This is a genomic window from Lactiplantibacillus sp. DA1, from assembly GCF_032681335.1.
Taxonomy (GTDB): domain Bacteria; phylum Bacillota; class Bacilli; order Lactobacillales; family Lactobacillaceae; genus Lactiplantibacillus.
Genome location: NZ_JAWHTQ010000002.1, coordinates 243,941 through 265,010, shown reverse-complemented (window position 1 = coordinate 265,010; position 21,070 = coordinate 243,941). Strand labels below are relative to the sequence as shown.

Here is a 21,070-nt window from a genome sequence, read left to right as displayed (position 1 = left end):
TTATTTATGTGGATGTTGAAACATACTGTTCTAGTTTTTTGCCGGTATCTGCCAAGATGAACAGCCACTTAACTAAGCAAGTTTACTAACTCGAATTTTTTCCAGCGGGTCTAAGCTGGCTGTTTTTGACCTTAGAATGGCACTCTTTAGTAATTTTTTGTGCTGTAATGATTTAGACCCCGCAGTTGACGTGATTGTTTTGTGTGGAGAATATGATTGTTGAGTTGTCAAACTCAAATTAGTATGTTAGTGTACTAGTTGTAGTAATACACGTAGTACACAAGACCGAGGTGATAAAATGCCGTTTGCAACTAATGGGGCACCGTATTACGAACAGTTAGTTATGCAGATTAAGCAGCAGATTGTTCAGGAAGTCTTACGACCAGGGGATAAATTGCCTTCAATTCGAGCAATGGCGTCAGAAATGCATCTTAATCCGAACACGGTTAGTAAGGCTTATCAAATCTTGGAGCATCAGCGAGCCGTGTACACCATAAAAGGTCGGGGGACGTTTGTGAGTGAACCGAGTCAGATTGCAACTGATTCGAATGCGGTTGATGATCTTCAGACGCGCTTACAATCACTGTTAACGGAAGCACAATTTTTAGGAATCAGTGCGCAGCAAGTTCAGGCGTGGGTGACCACGGCTTATCAAAAGGGGGAGTCACGGGATGAGTATCCAAGTTAAAGCATTAAGTAAGCAGATTGATAATCGTGAAATATTAAGGGGGATTACTTTTACTTGGCAGCCAGGTCGAATCGTGGGATTGGTCGGGCGGAACGGCGTTGGAAAGACGACGCTTTTTCGGACGATGGCTGATCACTATTTGGCGGACGAAGGCGAATTAGTGATTGAGGGGCAGTCGACTTTGCAGCAACCATACTGTCGGCAAAAATTATTTTATATTGATACACAACGTCACTTTTTTGGTGGTCAACGGTTAAAACAAATTATAACGACTTATGCATTGGCCTACGATAACTTTGACCGGCAACGATTATCACAACTATTAAGAGACGAACATTTATCAGCCAAAAGTTATTATCGACAATTATCAAAGGGTCAACAAATGTTATTTCAAATCTTGTTAGCGCTAGCTAGCAATATGGCCTATATTATTTTAGATGAGCCGTTTGACGGTTTAGATATCTTAGTTCGGGAACGGATTGTCACCCATATTATTGATGAAGTCGCGGACCGCGGTGCCAGTTTTTTGATTTCATCGCACAATCTCGATGAACTTGATGGCTTATGTGATCAAGTCTTGGTTTTACAACATCATGAATTGGTTGCAGATTATGATCTAGAAAGCTTACGAGCGACGGCCCGCAAATTTCAACTGGTTTTTGCAGACAAACATATACCAGCGGTCGTGAAAAAATATGGGCAGCTGATTAAAGTTTACGGTCGGGTCTTGGAAGTATACTTTGCGGACTACACGCCGACAATTGAGACTGCGCTTCAACAAGCTCAACCATTGATGATGGCTGTCCAGCCGTTGACTATTACAGATGTTTTTCGAGTTAAATTAGGCGACCGGCAAGCTGTTTGGGGTGGTGTGTAGAATGGCAACTGTAAAATTGAGACGGTTATGGTGGCAACAAAATCGGGCTTGGGTGCGACTTGTGACAGCGGCGTGTCTGTTAGTGAGCTTATTAATGGCAATTAATGTGACACATACTTGGCAGGTGGAACATGCCCGGAGCGTACGTGGTGAACGGATCAACGCTGCGGATTTTATTAAACACCCGAAAGACTATAAAATTGTCGGACATCCAGCGGTTAGCTTGCAAGCCTATTATGAACATCTTGACCAGTATTTTTGGCCCGGCGAATACACTTCTACTAGTCCGGATCAGGCAGTGCGGGCCCAACGACCCAACCTTTTGTATTATGTTGTGGCACTTATCAGTGGCTTAATGTTCGCCTTCTGGGGTCGACGAACACACAGCTACGAGTTTATGCTTGGTTTAGGTGTTACGCGCTGGCAAATTTGGCGACAACAGTTGCGACTCGGATTGGTATTAATGGCAACCGTTTTTGTGAGCCAGGTAATTTATTATGGTTGGATTATGGTCGTGATTCCTCAAGTTTATCAGCGTTACCGTAATTTGGCCGCTCTTTTGGGCAGTAGTGTGGCAGTGACGATGGTCAGCGGGTGCTTGCTGATGCTCGGCTGGCTGGTGGGGAGCCTTAATCAACGGTTATGGTTGGCAATCCTGATCAGCACTCTGACCTGGCGTTGGGCGTCGGGAATGTTAACGCGGACAAATATGTGGTTGCGGTGGTTTCACATTCAGTCGTTGCCTAGTATTTGGTTACATGTTCACTACGGCGTGGCGGCAATCATGGCATTAGTGGGCTTGCTGATGCTGCTAGGATTAACTTGGGTAGCCTGCCGTCAATGGTCAGCGGATATCACCACATTGCGGCAACAATCGCCATTCAATGGGGTTATTGCCAGCGTTCTCATTAGTTTGAGTATAGGGTCAACGCTCGGTGATATTTTGCTTTTACCATTGATGAGAACAATTATGCCGTGGTATGAATTGGTCGGAATTGTGCTGACTCTGATAGGAATGCTCATCTATCAGAGTTGCCGACAGCACCGACACGTGGGGGAAATCGTAAGATGAATAAAAAATTGGGGCACTTGATTATTCGGCAACATGCACCACTTCTTATTGGTATATTGGTCCTGTTTTTGGCACTGGGGGCGTGGACTGGCTTCAGAATGAATCAACACTGGCAAATGCTAGATCAGAATCATGAAATGCTAATTTCAGGTCTTAAATACGACCACCAGCGGCAACAGTATCAGGATGTAGATGGCTTAGTAGCACCTTCGAAACAGCAGTACTTGAATCAATATTTACAAGTTTATCATGCTGATCGGCGGGGATTATTGGCGAATTTGCGCGTTGGGAGTAATATTGAACCAAATGATTTTCTGTGGGGAATCAGTATTTTAGTGGGCATAGCACTCATTGCCAGTCCACGTTACCGGCATCAGAATGAGTGGTTACAGAGCTTAGGCTTTCGCCGAGCAGCAATTTTTGGTGCGACGTTTTTGAGCTATAGTTTAACGACGATCATTGCGTATAGTTTGGCGAAATTAATGGTTCTGCTGGTGCTGGTACAGAACGTTCCCGGGACTTATTTCACGCAATTCAATTGGTGGGTCTGGGGCGGCAATGTAATCAGTACCACGCTCGTTGCACTGATTTTGATGACCGTTTCTGCATTAGTGTTATTGGTCACGCCTAACCTGGTGATGGCAATGCTCGTCGGCTATGCAGTCGTTAAACCAATCAGTAGGTTTGTATTGATACGGTCATTCGGTCAACCTGGTAATTATTTGTTGGCGTTCCTCAATCAACACTGGTTGTTGGGTATCGTAATTGGATGTCTATTCTGGGGCTTGGGCGGGCTACTTGGCCGGTATTTGAGCGCCCAGCAAACCACGGAGCGTAACCACCAAGCGATTTTGTTACCGGCTTTGCGGGTACCAATGCTGATAGGGTTGAGCATCATACTGACTAAATTGATTACCGACGTTATGCTGGCACCACAGACGAGTTGGTCATATGTAGCAGTAGTTTGGTCAGCAACATTAATTGGTCTGATCGCTTGGATTTATCAACCACGCTGGAGTCGTTACTTTTGGCAAGTTGTGCGCCAGTTACGCTAATATGATGAAATTAACAATTAATCGATAAAGCATCCAGCCGGTCATTAATCATATTTGACCGGCTGGATGCTTTTAAACGTTACGGGTTTGAAAAGAATAGTTGGCAAGCGTTAAGAATAACAGTAGATAGGCGATATAACCAATCGTCAGCGTGGATAGATTTAGTCGGGTTAATTGTTGTAGCTGTGGTGTTTGGATTTGCTCGCCTAGATTGATCATGTTGAGCGGATTCCACTTTAACCAGCTGACTTTGGCGTATAAATAAAAACAAAGCTGATTGAAAATGGTCACAGTAAAGTACCCAATGATGCCAGTCAGAATGGCTGGTGTTGAGCTGGTGAATAGGGTGCCCAATAGTAAGACGACAATCATTAAAAATAATAGGGTCAGTCCTGTTGATAGCATGTTCAGACCCCAAGTGTGCCAAATTGTACCGTAATTAGGTAACCGCCGAAAGAAGCTCAACTTCAGTCCGAGACTCATGAGGGTGCTAAAGCCAGATAAGCCAATCATCAGACCGAGTATCGTGAGCCATTTGCTGACTAAGACTTGGGTCCGCGAATAACTGCGATAAAGTAGCGCTCGTAACGTGCCATTTTGCCGTTCATTCGTTAAATAAGTGCTGCCAATTGTGATTGCCAAAAATAGTATCGGAATACAGCCGTAGTCGTTGTTTACAAATGCATCATATGGCGTTAGTAGCTGTGGGTAGTGAGCGGCATATATCGCAATTATGAATTGAAAAATCATTATAAATGGAATAAACAGTTGAATCACACGATGGTGCATTAATTTTCGATTTTCTTGTCGTAACAATGTGCCCGAATTGTCAAATCAAGTGCAACACTTACAACCTATTCTTAAACAGCGGTCTAGTTAATCAAAGTCTGGCAGGACACCCTTAGCTGATTGATAGCCGAGAATTCGCCGTGGCCGTTGATTCAAAGCATCTTGAATCGCTTGAATCCTGGTGATGGTCAAGGACCGCATCGACCGTCCATTGGGAACGAACTCGCGAATCAACTGGTTTTGGTTTTCATTAGATCCCCGTTCCCAGGGTGAGTATGGGTGGGCGAAATAGACCGTTGTACCAGTCACTTGGGACAGGTTTGCAAACTCCGAACCATTATCAAAGGTCACAGTTTTAAAGTGTTCAGACCCATAGTCATCGATAACGCTTTGAAGCGCTTGGCGACAAGTCTCGGCATGATAATTCGCAATTTTAACAATGATTTCATAGCGACTAGTTCGCTCGGTCAATGTCATGATGGCTGGCTCACTAGCGACCCGCTTACCCTTGACTAAATCGCCTTCCCAATGGCCGACTTCCATACGCCCATTCACAGCGGTTGGCCGGTCTTCGATGGACTGGCCTAAAGAGCGCTTATTCCTGCGCTGGTGGGTCTTATGGGCCGACTTTATCCGTCGGCGTAACTTCATCGGGAGCTCACTATTAGTCAGTTCTAACCGGCCTTCGTCAATGTAACGGTAAACCGTGGGTGTCGAAGGACACGGTAATTTGGACCGGTGCATCTTAAACCAGTGGACAAAAGAGTCGATACTGTGGACACGCGGTTTACGGCGTAATTCAATCACCAACTGGCGGAAGAATTCAGGAGCCTTTAGTAACCAACTGACCGCGTGGCAAGCTGTTCGGTGGTTATCATAAACGACTTGGGCGGTATCAGCAAAGTAGGCCACAAAAGGCTTATGGTTAGCACCGATTTGCCGGATTGTCCCACGTTTCAGTTCACGACTGATGGTACTAGGGTTGCGATGTAGTTCGCGCGCAATCCGCCGGCAAGACCAGCCGTCAGATTGCCGGGCCATAATCAGGCCACGTTCGTAAGGTTGAAGTTGTTGGTAGTGAAAAGTAATGGTATTCTGGTTATGGGTCATGAAGACATCTCTTTCTTAGTTCGTGGTGATTTAAGAATAGGTCTTCGTAGCCTTTTTGGTCCAGTTTTTTAGGTGTTGCACTTAGATTTTAAATCCGGGCAAAATATTCAATAAATAATTGTACCAAGTTAGGCGGTCATTCGAGTGGTTTGCCAGTCACCGATGTTCACCTGCATTAGTGGCTGAAAAAATTCGGGCACTGGCAGACTAACGAACTGGCATGAATACAAGCCAAAAAACACGATCACTAGCCAGTGACCGTGTTTTTCTTTGATGATTCTGGAAATTAGTTGTTCGCGTCAGCGGATGGTGTCATCCAATCAACAAATCGATTTGCATGTTCGGTAAAGAAATTTACGAGTCGCCCAGTTAAAAAGGCTGCAATGAGGGTACCTTCCCGAACCCCCGCTAAAGAATGAGTAAAGCTAAGTGCCAGGACTAGTGAAATGCCAATCAGAATGAAATCATTATAAACTTTGACTTTGGCAAACTTGAGTTGATGCATCAGTGCGATGGCGTTCGGAAGTCCTTCACCAGGCATGATAATGGCGTGTGAATTGACTTCTAAAAAGACACCTAACGATAAGAGCACCGTTCCCATTAAGACAAGTCCGAGTTGCTCGATGTATGTCTGATTAGGGAGACTATGGAAAAACCGCACAAAAGCATCGATGAACCAACCGAACAGGCTACCCGGAATTAATTGTAATAAATTTTGCCAGGAGAACTGCTGGCGCAAAACGATGGCTTCTAGTAGAACTAAAATGAAAATAAAAGCAATTGTCAACTGGCCAATTGGAATTGCCGTAATATTGCTAATGACATTCGGAATACTTGAAATTGGGGACGTTCCTAATAAGGATAATTTAGAGAGTGCGACGCCAGCTGACATGCACAGGATGCCAATTACGAGGACTCCAAAGTGTTTAATGAATTTTTTCAATGACGATTTCAATCTCTTTTCTCTTGTAAGGCTAGGTAAACTTGTTGTAATTGGTTCGTAAACACTTGCTCGTTGACTTCTGGATGAGCAGCGAAGAAGTCATGCCACCAGTCAATCAACGTTTTCTTAATGGCGATAGCGATTTGTTCACCGTCCGGTGTCAAGCTAATTCGTAGACTACGCTGATCGGCAGGATCACGAAACCGGATGACGAGTTGGCGTTGCTCAAGTTGACGAACAGTTCGAGCTAATAAACTAGGATCGAGCATCAGACTGGCAGCCAAGTCCTTTTGAGTTTGGGCCGGGTGATCGTAAACAACCAGTAATAGGTCACTTTCGGTCGCCCGAATGTTCAGCGCCTGTAGTTGGGTGTTGATGCTGTTTTTGGATTCGCGGTAAATACCCGCAATATATTTAGTTAGACTAAAATACTCGATAGTCAGCACTCCTTTTTTATAAATAGTGGACAAGTCCATTATTTATAAAAAAAACGACCTTGTCAAGTCAGTCGTTTAATGGGTCACAGTTGTAAGTCATAGTTAATAGTGGATATGGACGGCCCTGATCATCAGTTGGTTGGCGATTAGTGACTTGGAAACCACGGTGTTCATAAAATTGACGCGCCCGCGAGTTTTGATCATTCACCGTAAGCGTTGTGGCACCATAATCCTGAATACTAGTTTGCAGTAAGGCGGTTCCAATACCAGTCCCACTAGCGGTTGGGGTGATAAAAAGCATGGCTACTAGTGAACCATCAATACCGATGAAACCAGTTGGGGTATTTTGGTCATCCACTGCAATGAGCAGTTGTGGAACGGTTCGTAATGCTGTGGGGACTTCGTGCTCAATGGTTGTGATTTCAGTAGGCGTTAGAAAGTGGTGGCTGGCGTCGACGGACTGTCGCCAAAGCCGAGTTAATCGGCTAATCAATTGCGGTGTTCGCTCGGCAGGTTGTAAAGGCTTAATTAACAATGGTCGACCTCCTTATTTCGTTGTGATTGGTTAAGTTTAACATAGGGGCTAGTGTCAGCGGCAAAAGTAATTTAACATTTGGAATAACCTTTGAATGGACTAGTCGTTTTCCAACTGTAAGAGGTCGGATTAGGGCGCACACATGTAGGCGATTAGCAACTAAACGAAGTGAAGTACCGGTTAATTAGCGACTATACTCAGCTAGTGACGGCAAATTAATCGACATTGTATTGGCTGGCTCGTATACTAGCGAAAAGTGGATTGGATGTGTTGGAATGAAATTTCTAATTTTTGGCGGTGAATTACTGGTGTTGGCTGCCCGGCTATTTTATGGTCGCACATTGTCATTGAGTTTGCGTATTGTTGGTGTCATTGGAATCATTGCGGTTTCACAATTAGCGCATTGGGCATTGAAAGCACGGTGATCAGCGACACTGATTGTGATTCAAATGAACTTTTGGTCTAGATCCAGAAGTTCATTTTTTGTCTGGTTTCTAATCTAAAGTGGTATGCTGACTTATCAATACTGCTGGAATAATGACATTTGTCACCTGATAGTCATGACAAACGCGACTACTCGACCCGAATGCGCTGACGTACACTATAGTCATTAAAGGGGGGGGCGGTTATAATGACACCGTTGATTGAAGCAACTAAGGTTGCATTTAGTTATGGTCAACAATCAGTTTTGACTGATATTAATATGACGATCGTACCGGGCGAGATTATTGGTCTGATTGGTGAAAATGGGGCCGGCAAAACAACGTTGCTGAATCTATTATTAGGAGTCAATCAGGTTCAACGGGGCCATCTCAAGGTGTTTGGGCAAGCGGCCGGTAGTCTGATGGCGCGATTAAAGATCGGGTCGATGCTGCAGGGCGATATGTCAATTCAGGGCGTGACGGTTCGTGACATGCTAATGTTAGCTACGGCTCAACGGCTGCCAGAATTTGATTGGCATGTATTATTAGCCAAATTGGAATTACAAGATTTAGCCCAACAACGTTTGACAGCATTATCCGGAGGACAGTTGCGTCGAGTCACCTTTGCTTTAGCGCTGGTAGGTGATCCTGATTTATTATTTTTAGACGAGCCGACCGTTGGCATGGATACCAATGCGCAACAGACATTTTGGCAACAGATTAGGCGCTTAAAGGCCGCTGGTAAAACCATTATCATTACTAGTCATTACCTACCGGAGATTGAAGCTATCGCCGATCGAATTATGTTGTTGAAGGACGGACAGTTTGCTTTTCAAGGCTCATTTGCCGCGTTGCAAAAGCAATATCAACAGGTAGAGATTCGTTGCCAAACGACATTGCCAGCGGACCGGTTTACAAACTTAACGGCAGTAACTGCGGTTACTAAGCAAGGTGACGAACTACGCATGAGTAGTGAAGACGGTGACGCTACGCTGCAAGCGATGGTGCCAATAATCAGTGAGTTGCATCAAGTCTCAATTAGTCGTGAATCATTGACGGATATTTTTGTTCATCTGACGAAGGGGGTCTCAGCATGAAAATTTTAATGGCACAACTAAGCTTCGATGCACGGCGTTTGATTATGCGCAACGCAGCGTTTCAGTTCTTTGCCTTGGTGATGCCAGCAGCTTTTTACTTGTTATTTACAAAATTAATGGTTACTGGTGGCACAACGGCCCAAGTCGCACTTTTTAATCGGTCATACATGGGCAGTATGATTGTTTATAGTGGGACGATCAGTGGGCTGTTCAGCATTGCCCAGATTCTGATGCATGACCGGGAGCGGGGACTATTACGCTGGCTACAATTAATGCCACACGGGGTGGTACCATACTATCGTTCGATTGGTATTGTGAGTTTAGGGATGAATGCACTAGCAGTCGTTATTTTAGGCACGCTTGCGGTCGCCGTTAACCATGTTGATTTAGCGGTGTTCCAATGGCTAGGGATACTTGGAATTGCCTTGATCGGTCAATTGCCGACGCTACTTATGGGTGTGGGGCTATCTTTCTTGAATCGTGCTGAAACGTTAAGTGTTGCCAGTAATTTAATTACCTTTCCAATGGCTATTATTAGTGGCTTATGGTGGCCCATCAGCATGTTACCGGAATGGTTGCGGATGGTTGGCAAACGACTGCCAACATATTATGTGAACGATTTGTTGGTCAACTGGAGCACCCATGGTACACTAAAATTAATCGATTTGCTTGGTATCGGGCTGTGGGTGTGCGGCCTGCTGGTGATTGTTAGTTGGAAAATTCAGCGGGGACTTAAACGGGGGAATGGCGTTGTTGACGCATCATAAAAATAAATTGAAGACGATCGAATGGACGAGCTACGTGTGGCTCGCCTATTTGCCGTACACAATTGCGGCTTACATACCAGTTAAATCTTGGCATGATTGGTTTTGGCTAATGCTAGTTGGTGTTTTTCTTGTATTGTACATCTTGGTTGTTGAGAAGCCACACTGGCGTACAGTGACGATGCCAGCGGAGTTAGTTGTGACGGGACTGTTTGCAGTATTTGCGGCTAACAATTTTATGATCATCTTTCCCGGCTGGCAAGTAAGTTTTTTACTTGGTCGCCGTCCTAAACGAGAATTTTATGGTTTTGCTTTGGGGTATTATGCCTTTTTAATTGGTGGCTGTATACGTGACTATTTGCAGTATCCTGGCGTGTTTGGGTGGCATAATGGTGACGTGATGGGCTTAGTTTTTCCGTTGTTATCACCCATACTCGCGTATACCTTTTCGCGGTCAGTTGAACGACAGCGCCAACTCAACCAAACTAACCGCCGATTAAAGACAATTGTTGAACGTAACGAACGTGAACGAATCGCGCGTGACTTGCACGATACCCTTGGACAGAGCTTTTCAATGATTACACTCAAAACGGAATTAGCTAAAAAATTGCTCGTCAAAGCACCGGAGAAAGTGGCACCAGAATTGGACGAAATCGAACAAACCAGTCGTCAAAATTTACAGTTAGTTCGCGAAATCGTCAATAATTTACATGAACAATCGCTCACAGAAGTCCTGTTGGTTCAAACTCGTAATCTAGCAGCGGCCGGTGTCTGGACGACGACAACTGGTGAGACACAAGCAACCCAGTGGCCGACAACGGTCCAAAGCTGTTTTGCGGCGGTGTTAGTTGAAGCCATGACCAATGTGATGCGCCACGCACACGCGCACGAGGTGCGGATTGATTTTGTCGAGACGGCAAAATTTTATCAGATTAAGCTGCAAGATGACGGTAAGGGCGGGGCATTGATTCGTCAGGGTGCCAACGGAATTGCCGGGATGCGAACACGCTTGCAAGCTAAACAGGGCACTTTTGCTATCACGAGTAGTCGGCGTGGTACCCAGTTAATCTTAACTTTACCAAAGGAGCCGTGAGCCAGCATGATAACTTTATACTTAGCAGAAGACCAAAGTATGCTGAATTCTGCCTTGACCCAGCTATTAGAATTAGAAGATGACCTACACGTGGTGGGCAGCGCAGCAGATGGAATAACAGCATGGCAGCAGTTGCAAACATTGCAACCAGATGTCGCAATTCTTGATATCGAAATGCCGGGGATGACTGGTTTGGATGTTGCTGATCGATTGGCCAGTTCGCAGCTAGCCACGAAAGTAATTGTTTTGACGACCTTTGCGCAACGCCGTTATTTTGAACGAGCAGTTAAAGCCAATGTCGCGGGATATTTGTTAAAAGATAGTCCAAGTGATGATCTAATCGAAGCGATTCGGGCTGTGATGACCGGTCGCACCATCTATACCCCCGAGCTGGTGACGAATATGTTGTCAGCGGATAACAATCCATTAACTGAACGGGAATTAACGGTTTTGGTGGAAGCTGAAAAAGGACTCCCAACCAAGACGATTGCCGCTAATTTATACTTATCGGCGGGGACAACCCGTAATTATTTGTCAGCTATTTTTAGTAAATTGGGGGTTCACAATCGGTTAGAGGCGATTCGAGTGGCAAAAGCTAATCAATGGTTGTGAAACTAGCAGTATATAAATGAAAGTTAAACCAGATATATGAGAACCAACACATATACAAATGATTTGGTGCGCGATATAATAATTAAATAGTGATTAATGTTGAACCCTATTACTAATTACGTGGCAAATCTTGAAGAATGGAAGACCCGGTAAGATGAAAATAATTATCGTTGGTAGTACCCATGCAGGTACAGCAGCGGCACGTGCAATTTTGACGCGTCATCCTGAGACGGCGGTGACGATTTACGAGCGGAATGATAATGTTTCGTTTGTTTCGAGTGGGATTTATTTATACTTAACGGGTGTTATCCAACACCTAGAAGACATGTTTTACACCTCGCCGGCTGATTTGAAGCAGTTAGGCGCCCAAGTTAAAACCCGCCATAATGTTTTACGAATTGATGCGAGCCATAAAACGGTGCAGGTCGCCAATATGCAGACTGGCGAAGTCTTTGATGATACTTATGATAAGTTGATTATGGCAACTGGTTCATCAGTTATTGTGCCACCAATTATGGGTATCGATCATGAGAAAGTATTACTTTGCAAAAACTACGAGCAGGCTGAACAACTTTACCAGTCTCTACAAGCCAACCAACGCGTTGCAATTGTTGGGGCCGGATATATGGGGACCGAGTTAGCGGAAAGCTATGCTAGCATGGACCAACAAGTCATGTTATTTCATTCGCATTCACATATTTTGAATAATTATCTTGATCCCCAAATGGCGGATGCTACAACTAAACTCTTGCAATATCACCAGGTCGATGTTCACCTCAATGAACGGGTGACTGGATTCACGAGCGGTTCGAACGAACAGTTGGTCGTTGAAACCGCGCAGGGTGATTACGAGGTTGACTTGGCAGTCGTTTGTGCTGGCTTTATGCCGAATACGGAATTGTTACGCGGGCAGGTCGCTATGGACCGCCACGGTGCCATCTTGATCAATGATTATGTTCAAACCTCTGACCCGGATATTTATGCGGCTGGGGATGCTTGTGTGGTCAATTATAATCCAACGGGTCAGCCGGTGTATGCCCCGCTGGCCACTAACGCATTGCGCCAAGGGGCTTTAGCGGGGATTAATGTTTTCGGAGATTTACAGCCGTACATGGGAACGCAAGCCACCTCAGCCATGCAATTATTTGATCACACGATGGCCACGACTGGCTTAACCTATGTGGCAGCGCAAAGACGAGAACTACCAGTACGACGCGCCGTCTATCAAGGCAATTGGCGGCCAGCTTATATGCCGACGACGGCCAAAGTCACGATTGAATTAGTTTATAATTATCAGAATCGTCAGCTTCTCGGCGCGCAATTCTGGAGTCGTCACGACATTGCCCAAGCTGCCAACACGATCTCAGTAATGATTCAAAATCAGAATACGATCGATGATTTGGCTTACGTGGATATGTTCTTTCAGCCGAATTTTAATCAACCGTTCAACTATTTAAATTTGGTGGGGCAACTAGCCGTCAAACAAGAATATCAGCGAGGCAATCAAACACCACGAATTACAGCTCGTGGTAACTGGTCGAATAGTAGTGATAAGCATTGACCTAACGTAAAGCAGCACAGGCGCATTAAATCACAGACTTGGGGTCATTGCCCAAGTCTGTTTTTATGACATCCCAATGATGAAAACGCTGTTCGCCATCCCATAATTGTTGAAAAAGCTTGACTTACGCTGACAGGAACCCTGTATAATAGGTTCCAATCAAAGGTGGGGATCAGGACATGCAAGTAAAAGTGAAATGGCTGTCGGGGTTGCTAGTGGTTTTGTTAGTACTGGGGCTCAGTGGATGTATGGCCCAACAACGTCGCATGAAGTATATACGGTCAAATACGCCCACGTTATTTTTCCACGGTGGCGGTAGTAGTTATCACGCTGAGGAACATATGGTACAAGCGGCTGAAAATGCAGGGGTGACAACTAGCGTTATTCGGGCGATGGTCAGTAAGACGGGGCGCGTCAAATTAGTGGGTACTTGGCAGCATGGTGCCATTAATCCCATTGTGGAAGTGAATTATGCGGATAATCGCCAATTGAATTTTAAACGTCATGGACAGTGGGCTAAAAATGTGGTGATTGCATTGCAACGGCGGTACCACATTCGGAAATTCAATATGGTTGGCCACTCGTTAGGCAATATTTCGTTGATTTACTATTCTTTACAAAATAGTAATCAGTCCCGGTTGCCCAAGTTACAAAAACAGGTTGATATTGCTGGCCACTTTGCGGGTTTGAACTTTAAGCGGGTGCCAACTAGTGTCCGCCAACCAGCCAATCTCAAATTAGCGGCCGATGGTAAGCCCAACCGGATGAATGCAACATATCGGCGGATGACCGGTTTGCGGCAGACGTTACCGCGGCGTGTGCAAGTATTGAACCTGTACGGTGATATTGGTGGTCATACTGATGGTACTGTCCCGAACGTATCGTCATTATCGTTAAAGTATTTAGTCGCGTCGCGAGCACGGTCGTATACGGAACGGCGCTTTACAGGACAACAAGCGCGTCATAGTCGGTTACATGACAATCCACAAGTCGATCGAGCCTTGATTAAATTCTTGTGGGGACGATCGAGTCATTAAGGGACAACGATGGCCACTTTATCGGCGAACCTAGATAATCAAAAAGACGTTCAGAATCGGCGCATGGTGCTGTTGTGGCAGCGTTGACCAGCGGTGGACGTTAGCGTAATGATTACCGGAACGAGCCCGAGACGATGCGTGTTAAAAAGGGCGCTCCAAGAATTCATGGTGGATTCTTGAAGCGCCCTTTTTAAGACTTTAACGCGTCGTTTGACAGTCAATGTGGCGATTGGTCAATTGGCTGAGGCTGGAGCCGATACCGTATTAAGCTTCAGTGCCGACGTTGATGATGAGCTTACCAGCACTATGACTGTTTTCGCTATACCGGTGGGCGGATTGGAGACCAGCCGTACTAAACGGAAAGACTTGGTCGATGATGACTTGTAAGTGTCCTTCAACGACGAGCTGCCCCAAGATGGCTAACTCACGGCCGTTGGGTTGTAACCACCAGCTGGAGACGGTGGGACCTTGTGATTTTTGAGCCGACGTTGGTTGCCCGTCAATCGTCACGAGTCGGCCAGTTGGCTTTAAGATTGCCAAGCCCTCATCAATGGCGTCAACGGTATCAAAGACGGCATCGTAGTCTGTAAGGACATCTTGAATAGCCGTCGTGTGGTAATCAATGACGTGGTCAGCGCCGATTTGCTTCAACAGCGCATGGTGGTTGGCGCTCGCAGTGGTTGCAACTTCGGCACCGAGGTACTTAGCAATCTGGATGGCGTTTAACCCAACCCCGCCGGCACCGGCTTGAATTAAGACTTTCTCGCCAGCTTGAATCTTTAATTGGTCATGAATGACTTGGTAAGCAGTTAGCCCCGCTAACGGCAAAGCGGCGGCTTGTTCAAAAGAAAGACTGGCTGGTTTTAGCGCTAATTTGTCTTCTTTGACTGCGGCATATTCAGCGTAAGTCCCACGGCGGCCGTCGGCATAAATGTCTGGACGGGCAAAGACTTCATCGCCAACCTTAAAGCTGGTCACGGCCGCGCCAGCCTCAACAATGGTCCCAGCGACATCCCAACCAAGGACAACTGGCATTTGCCAGTCAAACATGCTTTTAAGCAACCCTTGACGAGCTTTCCAATCGATGGGGTTGATACTCGTTGCCTGAACGGCGACTAAGACCTCGTCCTGATCAATGCTGGGACGTTCGATAGTGGCCATCTGGAGTTCTTCGGGCCCACCGTACTGATTAATAATGACTGCTTTCATTTTAAATAATTCCTCCCTGAAACTGAATAACTTAGCTTAGCATTTTAGTTGTGCTCAATTCAATTATTTAGTTCGAATTAGCGTGAATTAGATGCGCGTCGTCTTCAGCAGCCATCAATTGGGCAGTGTGTTGTGGTGATTGGTGAGAGCTGAGTCGATACTGTCAGTCAGTAGGTATTTGTTGCTGCAGGTCTGTCGCCAGTTGCGTTAAAAAGGTTTTGGCGGCTTCCGACAGGCGTTGTCCCTTAGTCCAGACTAGGCTAGTGCGGGCGGTTATTCGAGGTGTTAGTGGGATGAAAATCAAATCGGATTGGTTCGTATTGATGATGCCATCAATCCCCAACGCGTACCCGACGCCCGCAGAAACTAGTAACGAGGCATTATAGAGTAAATTATAAGTGGCGACGATGGTGAATTTGGGCGTGCTTTCACCATACCAATCCTGAAGTTGATTGATCGTACCGTGTTGTGCAGAAACAATGATCTTTTGGCCTTCAAGATCAGCTAAGCTAATGTAATCATGGTCAGCTAGCGGCGAATGCCGCGGAACCAGTAATCCCCAGCGACTTTCTCCGGGTAGATGGATAAAGTTTAAGTCGTGTTTGTCAGTTGGTTCCGTGACGATTCCAAAGTCAAAGTTCCCGGTTTTGAGGTTGGTTCGAATCTGATTCGCATTACTACTCGTCACATTGATCCTGATTTTCGGATACTGTTGTTGTAGTTTCTTAACCGACTGAGCAATCGTCAAAAAACTGCGCATCTCGGCACTCCCTAATTCAATCGTGCCACTGATTTCTTTGGCTGTATTAATGTTGGCAAGCGTCTTATCGGCTAAGGCGATGATTTGGTTCGCCTGCGTGGCAAAGTATTCGCCACTACTCGTGAGACTGATATGACGGCCATTGCGTTCAAATAGGGTCACGCCCAGTTCATCCTCTAAATCCTTTAATTGTCGTGAAATTGTTGGCTGCGAGACGTGTAAGCGTTCAGCAGCCCGACTGATATTTAACTCGGCGACCACTGCTTGAAAATAACGTAGAACTCGTAATTCCATCTAAAGCACTTCTTTCTATTACAATTAAGTATAATTTTAAATACCATATAAGCATTCGACATGATTGCTGTCAAGCTTTAAGATGAAACTTGAGGTTAGTGCAGAATAGTTGGTTATTCAGAGAATAACGTGTCAAGCATCAAGGCAGGGCACCATTTAACCGAAGTGCTCTGAATTAAGCACCACTATTTTTGCCAGAATGGAGGAATGTTAACGATGAACAAAAGTAATCAGCCCGTAGTGTCAACCACTGTAACCACGATGCAGTGGTCCAGAGCACAGTTAGCCGCTTTTAGCACGGCGGATGATTTTCAAGTCTCCCCATTTTACAGTGATGGGCAGACATACGGGACACCGACCTGGATTTGGTCGGTCGTGATAGGGCAGCAACTATTTATTCGTGCTTGGAACGGTCCGCGCTCACGCTGGTATCGATCGGCCGTAACCCAAAGGGCTGGCCGGATTCACTTGGCCGAGAGCAATCATCTGGTGAATTTTGTGCCCATTTGTGATGAACAGTTAAATAACCAGATTGACCAAGCTTATCGACAAAAATATGCCGGTAGTCCGTATTTAATGCCGATGCTAGCAAGCGGACCGCGGCAGGCGACGGTCCAAGTGATGCCACGAATATCTAAGAAAGGTGAATAGAAATGACTAAAATAATGATTATTGGTGCTAATGGTGGGATTGCCAAGAAGCTGACGCAACGGTTATTAGCAGAAACTGACGATGAACTGGTATTGTTCTTACGTCGAGCGGAACGTTTAGCCCAGTATCGGGAGCAACCACGGGTCACGCTGATTGATGGCAACGTGCTTGATACGGATGAACTCGCCACAGCAATGGCACCGGTGGACATCGTCTATTCCAATGTTGGTGGGACTGATCTAGCAGCCCAGACGAAGAGTATTTTGGCCGCAATGGCCCGAACTCAGCGGCAACGGTTGATCTTCATTAGCGCACTTGGCGCCCATCATGAGGTGCCAGGAAAATTTGGCGCGTGGAACGAACAAGCCATTGCCGATTTCCTACCCGGTTTTCGAGAAGCAGTGAGGTTGCTTAGTGCTTCCAAACTGGTTTATACGGAGATCCGACCAGCCTGGCTAACGGATGTTGCCGAAATTGATTATGAATTGACGACTGGCGCAGAACCTTTTAAAGGAACTGAGGTATCACGAGCAAGTGTTGCCGATTTAGTCTTTAAATTAATGGCGCATCCTGAAAATTATCAGCGTGTCAGTTTAGGGGTCGATAAACCTGGTACGGCGGGTGACCGGCCTAGTTGGTTGTAATTCCTGTCATGAGCCTTGATTGAATGCTAAAATAGGCGTTAACGCTCAGACGACAACGCCTTCCGATGCGGGGTGGCGCAAATTCAAATGACGAACTAACAGTGAATAGATGATTAAATAGAATTCAGGGGGAAGTTATTGAAAAGAATACGCTTATGGGGGCTGATGGCAAGCCTGCTGTTATTATTAGTTGGTTGTGGTCGTGCAGAGACGACCGGGGTGACTAAACCGGTTACGACTCAGGGGCATCGCTACATTCCGACACTGTTTTTCCATGGGTGGGGCAGTAGTTACCATGCTGAGACGCACATGGCAGATGCTATCGTTAAAGCCGGCAAAACACAAACTATTGTACGCGCGATGGTTGCTAAAAACGGGACGGTGGCTTTGAAAGGCCACTTTAGATCAGGTGATTATCGACCAATTGTCGAAGTGAACTTTGCTAATAACCGGTCTTCAGATTATCCAACCGTGGGCCGCTGGGCAAAAAATGTGGTGGTGGCGCTCCAACGAACTTATGGCATCACGTCGTTTAACATGGTTGGTCATTCCATGGGTAATATGGCGATTACCTATTATCTATTGGCGAATGCGCAAAATGAGCGGTTGCCGCAGCTCAGGCGACAAGTCGCAATTGCTGGACATTTCAATGGTATTTTAGGCATGGACGACAGCCCTAACCAGATGACGTTGAATGCTGCGGGACGACCGAATAAATTGCGACCGGCCTACCGCCAGTTATTAGGATTGCGGCGGGTTTATCCACGTCAGCAAGTACGAGTCCTTAATATTTATGGCGATAAGGGCGATGGGACGCATTCGGATGGGTCCGTCAGTAACGCTTCATCACGCTCTTTACGGTACTTAGTTGCGGCGCGTGCGCGTTCTTATCGCGAGGTTAAGATTACTGGGAAACATGCGCAACACAGCCAGTTGCATGAAAATGCGCAGGTCGACCGGTTACTGATTGATTTTTTATGGCCCACACATTAAAGTGGGGCAGCCTGATGGACAGGCACTGGCGAGTTCGCATTTTTAAAATTGACGCTAAAGAAACTGGGGTAGTCAGCTGACGTTTGTCAGTGATTAGCCTAGTTTTTAGGTTGCTACCAACTTGTAATGACGGGGTATTCGCGCTTAAATAGATAAAGACTGATTACTGGTAACGGTGTTGGTCGTTTGCTAGCGCGATCAGAGTGGCTGATTATAGTAGGCTATTGATAGTAGTTACGCGTCCAATCGATTGTATGACTAATGAGGGTCGAACAAACCAGGTCATTATGGTGACCAAGCAACGGATTATTGGAGTGGGGGGTAGTGGCGGATGTTTAGTTATGAGCAGCTCGAAAAATATAATGAAACTGATGTGGAAATTTACAGGTACGTTATTAATAATATGGATAGGGTCGGCTACATGAGCATTCGTGAGTTAGCTCACGAGTTGCACGTGTCGACCTCGACGATTTTGCGTTTTTGTCTTAAAAATGGGTTCGAAGGTTATCGTGATTTTAAACGGGCTCTTAAAAGTGAACAACAACAGTTGTCCACCTACGAGCCCAAGAGCGACGTCAGTGAGCTAGCACACTTTTTTGCAAAAACTAATTCTAGCGCGTATGAACGTAAGTTGATGCCAGCGCTCACGTATTTGCGTCGAGCCACGCTGGTTATTTTTGTCGGCATTGGTTCCTCAGGCAGTTTGGCCCGCTATGCCGCGCGCTGTTTTACCAACGCTGGTAAGGTTGCGTTTGGACTTGAGGATAGTAATTATCCAGTGAATACTTTTGAGATTCACGATACGGTCGTTTTTGCGTTATCTGAGAGTGGCGAAACCCCAGAATTAATTGCACTTGTTCAGCATTTTCAACAACGCCGGTGCGCAGTCTTAAGCATTACTAACCAGTCCCAATCCACGCTAGCGAAGCTTTCCGATTGGAATTTTTCATATCAATTGGCTCACCAGAGAATTAATGGTAATTATAATATAACGACCCAGGTCCCCGTGGTCTATGTGATTGAGACCTTAGCGAAACGACTATAACTAAAGAAACGAATCGTGACTTGAATAGTAACGATTCGTTTTTTAAGCTTGGAAGTGAAAGGGGTGCTTAATGATGGATGAACGACAGCGGAGTTTGAGCGGTCAGACCTATGATGCACACGCACCAGTATTTTTAGAGCTAAAACGGCGTACACGGCAACTTTTAAGCCAGTATAACCAGCTCGCCTATGACCAAAAAAGTGAGAAACGTACGATATTGCAGGCTATGTTTGCCAAGATTGGATCGAATGTTTCGGTGGGGAGCCCATTTATTTGTGACTACGAATGTAATATTTCGATTGGTCAGAATGTTTCAATCAATATGAACTGTACCTTGATCGACTGTAATCGGATTACCATTGGCAATAATGTCTTGATTGCCTCAAATGTTCAAATTTATACGGCTACCCATCCGGTCGAACTGCATGAACGTTTACGTGCGGACTGGCAGCCAGATAGTGATCAGTATTTTTGCCAGACGTTAGCGCGGCCAGTCACAATCGAGGATGGCTGTTGGATTGGCGGTGGCGTGATTATTATTCCCGGCGTGACAATTGGTCGGGAATCCGTGATTGGTGCCGGTAGTGTGGTCGTCAAAGACATTCCAGCTAATTCGTTGGCGGTAGGCAATCCTTGTCGTGTGATTCGGCAGATTAATCAAGGTGAACCGCATGCTTAAGATGATCGCCTTTGACTTTGACGGCACGCTCGTGCCGACGATTCCAATGGTGATTGACGTCTTTCGTCGTAGCGTTGCACCGTACGTTGAGCACGAACTGACCAAGCAAGCTATCGTCCAGACGTTTGGGCTAAATGAGGTTGGGATGGTCAAAGCAGTGGCTGGTCAACGGTGGCCGGTCGCTTTGGCCGCCTTTTATCAAGAATACGCTCGCGCACATTTACGGGTGTCAGCACCGTATCCGGGAATCGTCACACTTTTAGAACTGTTGCAGCAGCAAGGGGTGGCGCTAGCTTTGATTACGGGTAAGGCGGCTAAGAGTTGTCAAATTTCCTTGGACGTGACTGGCCTGACGTCCTATTTCCCCACGCGGTTGTATGGTTCTGAGTATCAACCTAATAAAGCTGACAATCTGCGACAATTGATGCGCACTAAGTCGTTAGACGCCGCGGAACTCTTGTACGTTGGCGATACTCGCTCAGATTTTGAAGCAGCTGATACGGCCGGGGTGCAATGTTTGACGGCGGCGTGGGATCCTAATCAGCCAATTGTTGAAGCCGGCGATCAGATCGTGTTTACTTCGGTCGAGCAGTTGTGGGCCTACTTGCAACGGCGACTTGGTCATGGATTGGTGCGGCCAATGAGCCACAAACCACGGTGAAAAAACAAGCTTCTTAGTGTCAACAGATAAAGTTATGACACG

Annotated in this window: 24 protein-coding genes; 17 read left to right on the top strand and 7 right to left on the bottom strand. The window is 45.9% G+C overall.

Going from position 1 to position 21,070, the window contains the following annotated elements:
- Window positions 1-298: 298 nt before the first annotated feature.
- Genes RXV91_RS03855 through RXV91_RS03840 form a run of 4 tightly spaced genes read left to right on the top strand, consistent with a single transcriptional unit; the run spans window position 299 to window position 3,692 of the window.
- Window positions 299-688, top strand: a complete 390-nt coding sequence (locus tag RXV91_RS03855) for a GntR family transcriptional regulator (RefSeq protein ID WP_316438740.1) — start codon at window positions 299-301, stop codon at window positions 686-688.
- Window positions 672-1,565, top strand: a complete 894-nt coding sequence (locus RXV91_RS03850) for an ABC transporter ATP-binding protein (protein ID WP_316438739.1) — start codon at window positions 672-674, stop codon at window positions 1,563-1,565. Before RXV91_RS03855 ends, RXV91_RS03850 begins: the two co-directional genes overlap by 17 nt.
- Before the next feature lies 1 nt (window position 1,566).
- Window positions 1,567-2,637: an ABC transporter permease gene (locus tag RXV91_RS03845; RefSeq protein ID WP_316438738.1), complete on the top strand. Its 1,071-nt coding sequence runs from the start codon at window positions 1,567-1,569 to the stop codon at window positions 2,635-2,637.
- Complete coding sequence (locus tag RXV91_RS03840) at window positions 2,634-3,692, top strand: ABC transporter permease (RefSeq protein ID WP_316438737.1); 1,059 nt, start codon at window positions 2,634-2,636, stop codon at window positions 3,690-3,692. The genes RXV91_RS03845 and RXV91_RS03840 overlap by 4 nt, the downstream gene beginning before the upstream one ends.
- Before the next feature lie 72 nt (window positions 3,693-3,764).
- On the opposite strand, the gene RXV91_RS03835 is transcribed toward RXV91_RS03840, so the two are convergent.
- The 5 genes from RXV91_RS03835 to RXV91_RS03815 form a co-directional block, all read right to left on the bottom strand.
- Window positions 3,765-4,508: an ABC transporter permease gene (locus RXV91_RS03835; RefSeq protein WP_316438736.1), complete on the bottom strand. Its 744-nt coding sequence runs from the start codon at window positions 4,506-4,508 to the stop codon at window positions 3,765-3,767.
- A gap of 60 nt (window positions 4,509-4,568) precedes the next feature.
- The gene (locus tag RXV91_RS03830; RefSeq protein ID WP_316438735.1) at window positions 4,569-5,591 is read right to left on the bottom strand and encodes an IS30 family transposase; all 1,023 of its coding nucleotides are present in this window, start codon (window positions 5,589-5,591) and stop codon (window positions 4,569-4,571) included.
- Between the two features lie 286 nt (window positions 5,592-5,877).
- Window positions 5,878-6,546, bottom strand: coding sequence for a DUF6198 family protein (locus RXV91_RS03825; protein WP_316438734.1), 669 nt, complete (start codon window positions 6,544-6,546; stop codon window positions 5,878-5,880).
- A complete protein-coding gene (locus tag RXV91_RS03820) occupies window positions 6,543-6,980 on the bottom strand; it encodes a MarR family transcriptional regulator (protein WP_316438959.1) in 438 nt (145 codons plus the stop codon). The genes RXV91_RS03825 and RXV91_RS03820 overlap by 4 nt, the downstream gene beginning before the upstream one ends.
- Before the next feature lie 58 nt (window positions 6,981-7,038).
- Window positions 7,039-7,506 (bottom strand): GNAT family N-acetyltransferase, encoded by a 468-nt coding sequence (locus RXV91_RS03815; protein WP_316438733.1) that lies wholly within the window; start codon window positions 7,504-7,506, stop codon window positions 7,039-7,041.
- A 275-nt stretch (window positions 7,507-7,781) separates the two neighbouring features.
- On the opposite strand from RXV91_RS03815, the gene RXV91_RS03810 reads away from it, so the two are divergent.
- The 7 genes from RXV91_RS03810 to RXV91_RS03780 all read left to right on the top strand — a co-directional run bounded on the left by RXV91_RS03810 (window position 7,782) and on the right by RXV91_RS03780 (window position 14,092).
- On the top strand, window positions 7,782-7,931 hold the full coding sequence (locus RXV91_RS03810; RefSeq protein ID WP_316438732.1) for a hypothetical protein: 150 nt from the start codon (window positions 7,782-7,784) through the stop codon (window positions 7,929-7,931).
- A 206-nt stretch (window positions 7,932-8,137) separates the two neighbouring features.
- Window positions 8,138-9,025: an ABC transporter ATP-binding protein gene (locus RXV91_RS03805; RefSeq protein WP_316438731.1), complete on the top strand. Its 888-nt coding sequence runs from the start codon at window positions 8,138-8,140 to the stop codon at window positions 9,023-9,025.
- Window positions 9,022-9,792: an ABC transporter permease gene (locus RXV91_RS03800; protein ID WP_316438730.1), complete on the top strand. Its 771-nt coding sequence runs from the start codon at window positions 9,022-9,024 to the stop codon at window positions 9,790-9,792. The genes RXV91_RS03805 and RXV91_RS03800 overlap by 4 nt, the downstream gene beginning before the upstream one ends.
- Entirely contained in the window at window positions 9,770-10,882 is a 1,113-nt protein-coding gene (locus RXV91_RS03795) for a sensor histidine kinase (protein ID WP_316438958.1), read from the top strand. The genes RXV91_RS03800 and RXV91_RS03795 overlap by 23 nt, the downstream gene beginning before the upstream one ends.
- Window positions 10,883-10,888: 6 nt before the next feature.
- On the top strand, window positions 10,889-11,494 hold the full coding sequence (locus RXV91_RS03790) for a response regulator transcription factor (protein WP_316438729.1): 606 nt from the start codon (window positions 10,889-10,891) through the stop codon (window positions 11,492-11,494).
- A gap of 154 nt (window positions 11,495-11,648) precedes the next feature.
- Complete coding sequence (locus RXV91_RS03785; protein ID WP_316438728.1) at window positions 11,649-13,055, top strand: FAD-dependent oxidoreductase; 1,407 nt, start codon at window positions 11,649-11,651, stop codon at window positions 13,053-13,055.
- 179 nt (window positions 13,056-13,234) lie between these two features.
- A complete protein-coding gene (locus tag RXV91_RS03780) occupies window positions 13,235-14,092 on the top strand; it encodes an alpha/beta hydrolase (RefSeq protein WP_316438727.1) in 858 nt (285 codons plus the stop codon).
- 264 nt (window positions 14,093-14,356) lie between these two features.
- On the opposite strand, the gene RXV91_RS03775 is transcribed toward RXV91_RS03780, so the two are convergent.
- Window positions 14,357-15,301 carry an NADP-dependent oxidoreductase gene (locus RXV91_RS03775; protein WP_316438726.1) on the bottom strand — a complete coding sequence of 315 codons (945 nt, stop codon included), beginning with the start codon at window positions 15,299-15,301 and terminating at the stop codon, window positions 14,357-14,359.
- A 163-nt stretch (window positions 15,302-15,464) separates the two neighbouring features.
- Window positions 15,465-16,355 (bottom strand): LysR family transcriptional regulator, encoded by an 891-nt coding sequence (locus tag RXV91_RS03770; RefSeq protein WP_316438725.1) that lies wholly within the window; start codon window positions 16,353-16,355, stop codon window positions 15,465-15,467.
- 216 nt (window positions 16,356-16,571) lie between these two features.
- Here RXV91_RS03770 and RXV91_RS03765 point away from each other — a divergent pair, with 216 nt between their 5' ends.
- The 6 genes from RXV91_RS03765 (at window position 16,572) to RXV91_RS03740 (ending at window position 21,028) form a co-directional block, all read left to right on the top strand.
- Complete coding sequence (locus RXV91_RS03765) at window positions 16,572-17,006, top strand: DUF2255 family protein (RefSeq protein WP_316438724.1); 435 nt, start codon at window positions 16,572-16,574, stop codon at window positions 17,004-17,006.
- Between the two features lie 2 nt (window positions 17,007-17,008).
- Window positions 17,009-17,650: an NAD(P)H-binding protein gene (locus RXV91_RS03760; protein WP_316438723.1), complete on the top strand. Its 642-nt coding sequence runs from the start codon at window positions 17,009-17,011 to the stop codon at window positions 17,648-17,650.
- Between the two features lie 138 nt (window positions 17,651-17,788).
- Window positions 17,789-18,643: an alpha/beta hydrolase gene (locus RXV91_RS03755; RefSeq protein ID WP_316438722.1), complete on the top strand. Its 855-nt coding sequence runs from the start codon at window positions 17,789-17,791 to the stop codon at window positions 18,641-18,643.
- A 331-nt stretch (window positions 18,644-18,974) separates the two neighbouring features.
- Window positions 18,975-19,688 (top strand): MurR/RpiR family transcriptional regulator, encoded by a 714-nt coding sequence (locus RXV91_RS03750; RefSeq protein ID WP_013355586.1) that lies wholly within the window; start codon window positions 18,975-18,977, stop codon window positions 19,686-19,688.
- A gap of 70 nt (window positions 19,689-19,758) precedes the next feature.
- A complete protein-coding gene (locus RXV91_RS03745; protein WP_063722596.1) occupies window positions 19,759-20,367 on the top strand; it encodes a sugar O-acetyltransferase in 609 nt (202 codons plus the stop codon).
- Window positions 20,360-21,028 carry an HAD hydrolase-like protein gene (locus RXV91_RS03740; protein WP_316438721.1) on the top strand — a complete coding sequence of 223 codons (669 nt, stop codon included), beginning with the start codon at window positions 20,360-20,362 and terminating at the stop codon, window positions 21,026-21,028. The genes RXV91_RS03745 and RXV91_RS03740 overlap by 8 nt, the downstream gene beginning before the upstream one ends.
- Window positions 21,029-21,070 lie beyond the last annotated feature (42 nt).

Coding starts and splice junctions, on each gene's coding strand:
- RXV91_RS03855 (WP_316438740.1), top strand. CDS start 299: ATGCCGTTTGCAACTAATGGGGCACCGTATTACGAACAGTTAGTTATG.
- RXV91_RS03850 (WP_316438739.1), top strand. CDS start 672: ATGAGTATCCAAGTTAAAGCATTAAGTAAGCAGATTGATAATCGTGAA.
- RXV91_RS03845 (WP_316438738.1), top strand. CDS start 1,567: ATGGCAACTGTAAAATTGAGACGGTTATGGTGGCAACAAAATCGGGCT.
- RXV91_RS03840 (WP_316438737.1), top strand. CDS start 2,634: ATGAATAAAAAATTGGGGCACTTGATTATTCGGCAACATGCACCACTT.
- RXV91_RS03830 (WP_316438735.1), bottom strand. CDS start 5,591: ATGACCCATAACCAGAATACCATTACTTTTCACTACCAACAACTTCAA.
- RXV91_RS03810 (WP_316438732.1), top strand. CDS start 7,782: ATGAAATTTCTAATTTTTGGCGGTGAATTACTGGTGTTGGCTGCCCGG.
- RXV91_RS03805 (WP_316438731.1), top strand. CDS start 8,138: ATGACACCGTTGATTGAAGCAACTAAGGTTGCATTTAGTTATGGTCAA.
- RXV91_RS03800 (WP_316438730.1), top strand. CDS start 9,022: ATGAAAATTTTAATGGCACAACTAAGCTTCGATGCACGGCGTTTGATT.
- RXV91_RS03795 (WP_316438958.1), top strand. CDS start 9,770: ATGGCGTTGTTGACGCATCATAAAAATAAATTGAAGACGATCGAATGG.
- RXV91_RS03790 (WP_316438729.1), top strand. CDS start 10,889: ATGATAACTTTATACTTAGCAGAAGACCAAAGTATGCTGAATTCTGCC.
- RXV91_RS03785 (WP_316438728.1), top strand. CDS start 11,649: ATGAAAATAATTATCGTTGGTAGTACCCATGCAGGTACAGCAGCGGCA.
- RXV91_RS03780 (WP_316438727.1), top strand. CDS start 13,235: ATGCAAGTAAAAGTGAAATGGCTGTCGGGGTTGCTAGTGGTTTTGTTA.
- RXV91_RS03775 (WP_316438726.1), bottom strand. CDS start 15,301: ATGAAAGCAGTCATTATTAATCAGTACGGTGGGCCCGAAGAACTCCAG.
- RXV91_RS03770 (WP_316438725.1), bottom strand. CDS start 16,355: ATGGAATTACGAGTTCTACGTTATTTTCAAGCAGTGGTCGCCGAGTTA.
- RXV91_RS03765 (WP_316438724.1), top strand. CDS start 16,572: ATGAACAAAAGTAATCAGCCCGTAGTGTCAACCACTGTAACCACGATG.
- RXV91_RS03760 (WP_316438723.1), top strand. CDS start 17,009: ATGACTAAAATAATGATTATTGGTGCTAATGGTGGGATTGCCAAGAAG.
- RXV91_RS03750 (WP_013355586.1), top strand. CDS start 18,975: ATGTTTAGTTATGAGCAGCTCGAAAAATATAATGAAACTGATGTGGAA.
- RXV91_RS03745 (WP_063722596.1), top strand. CDS start 19,759: ATGATGGATGAACGACAGCGGAGTTTGAGCGGTCAGACCTATGATGCA.
- RXV91_RS03740 (WP_316438721.1), top strand. CDS start 20,360: ATGCTTAAGATGATCGCCTTTGACTTTGACGGCACGCTCGTGCCGACG.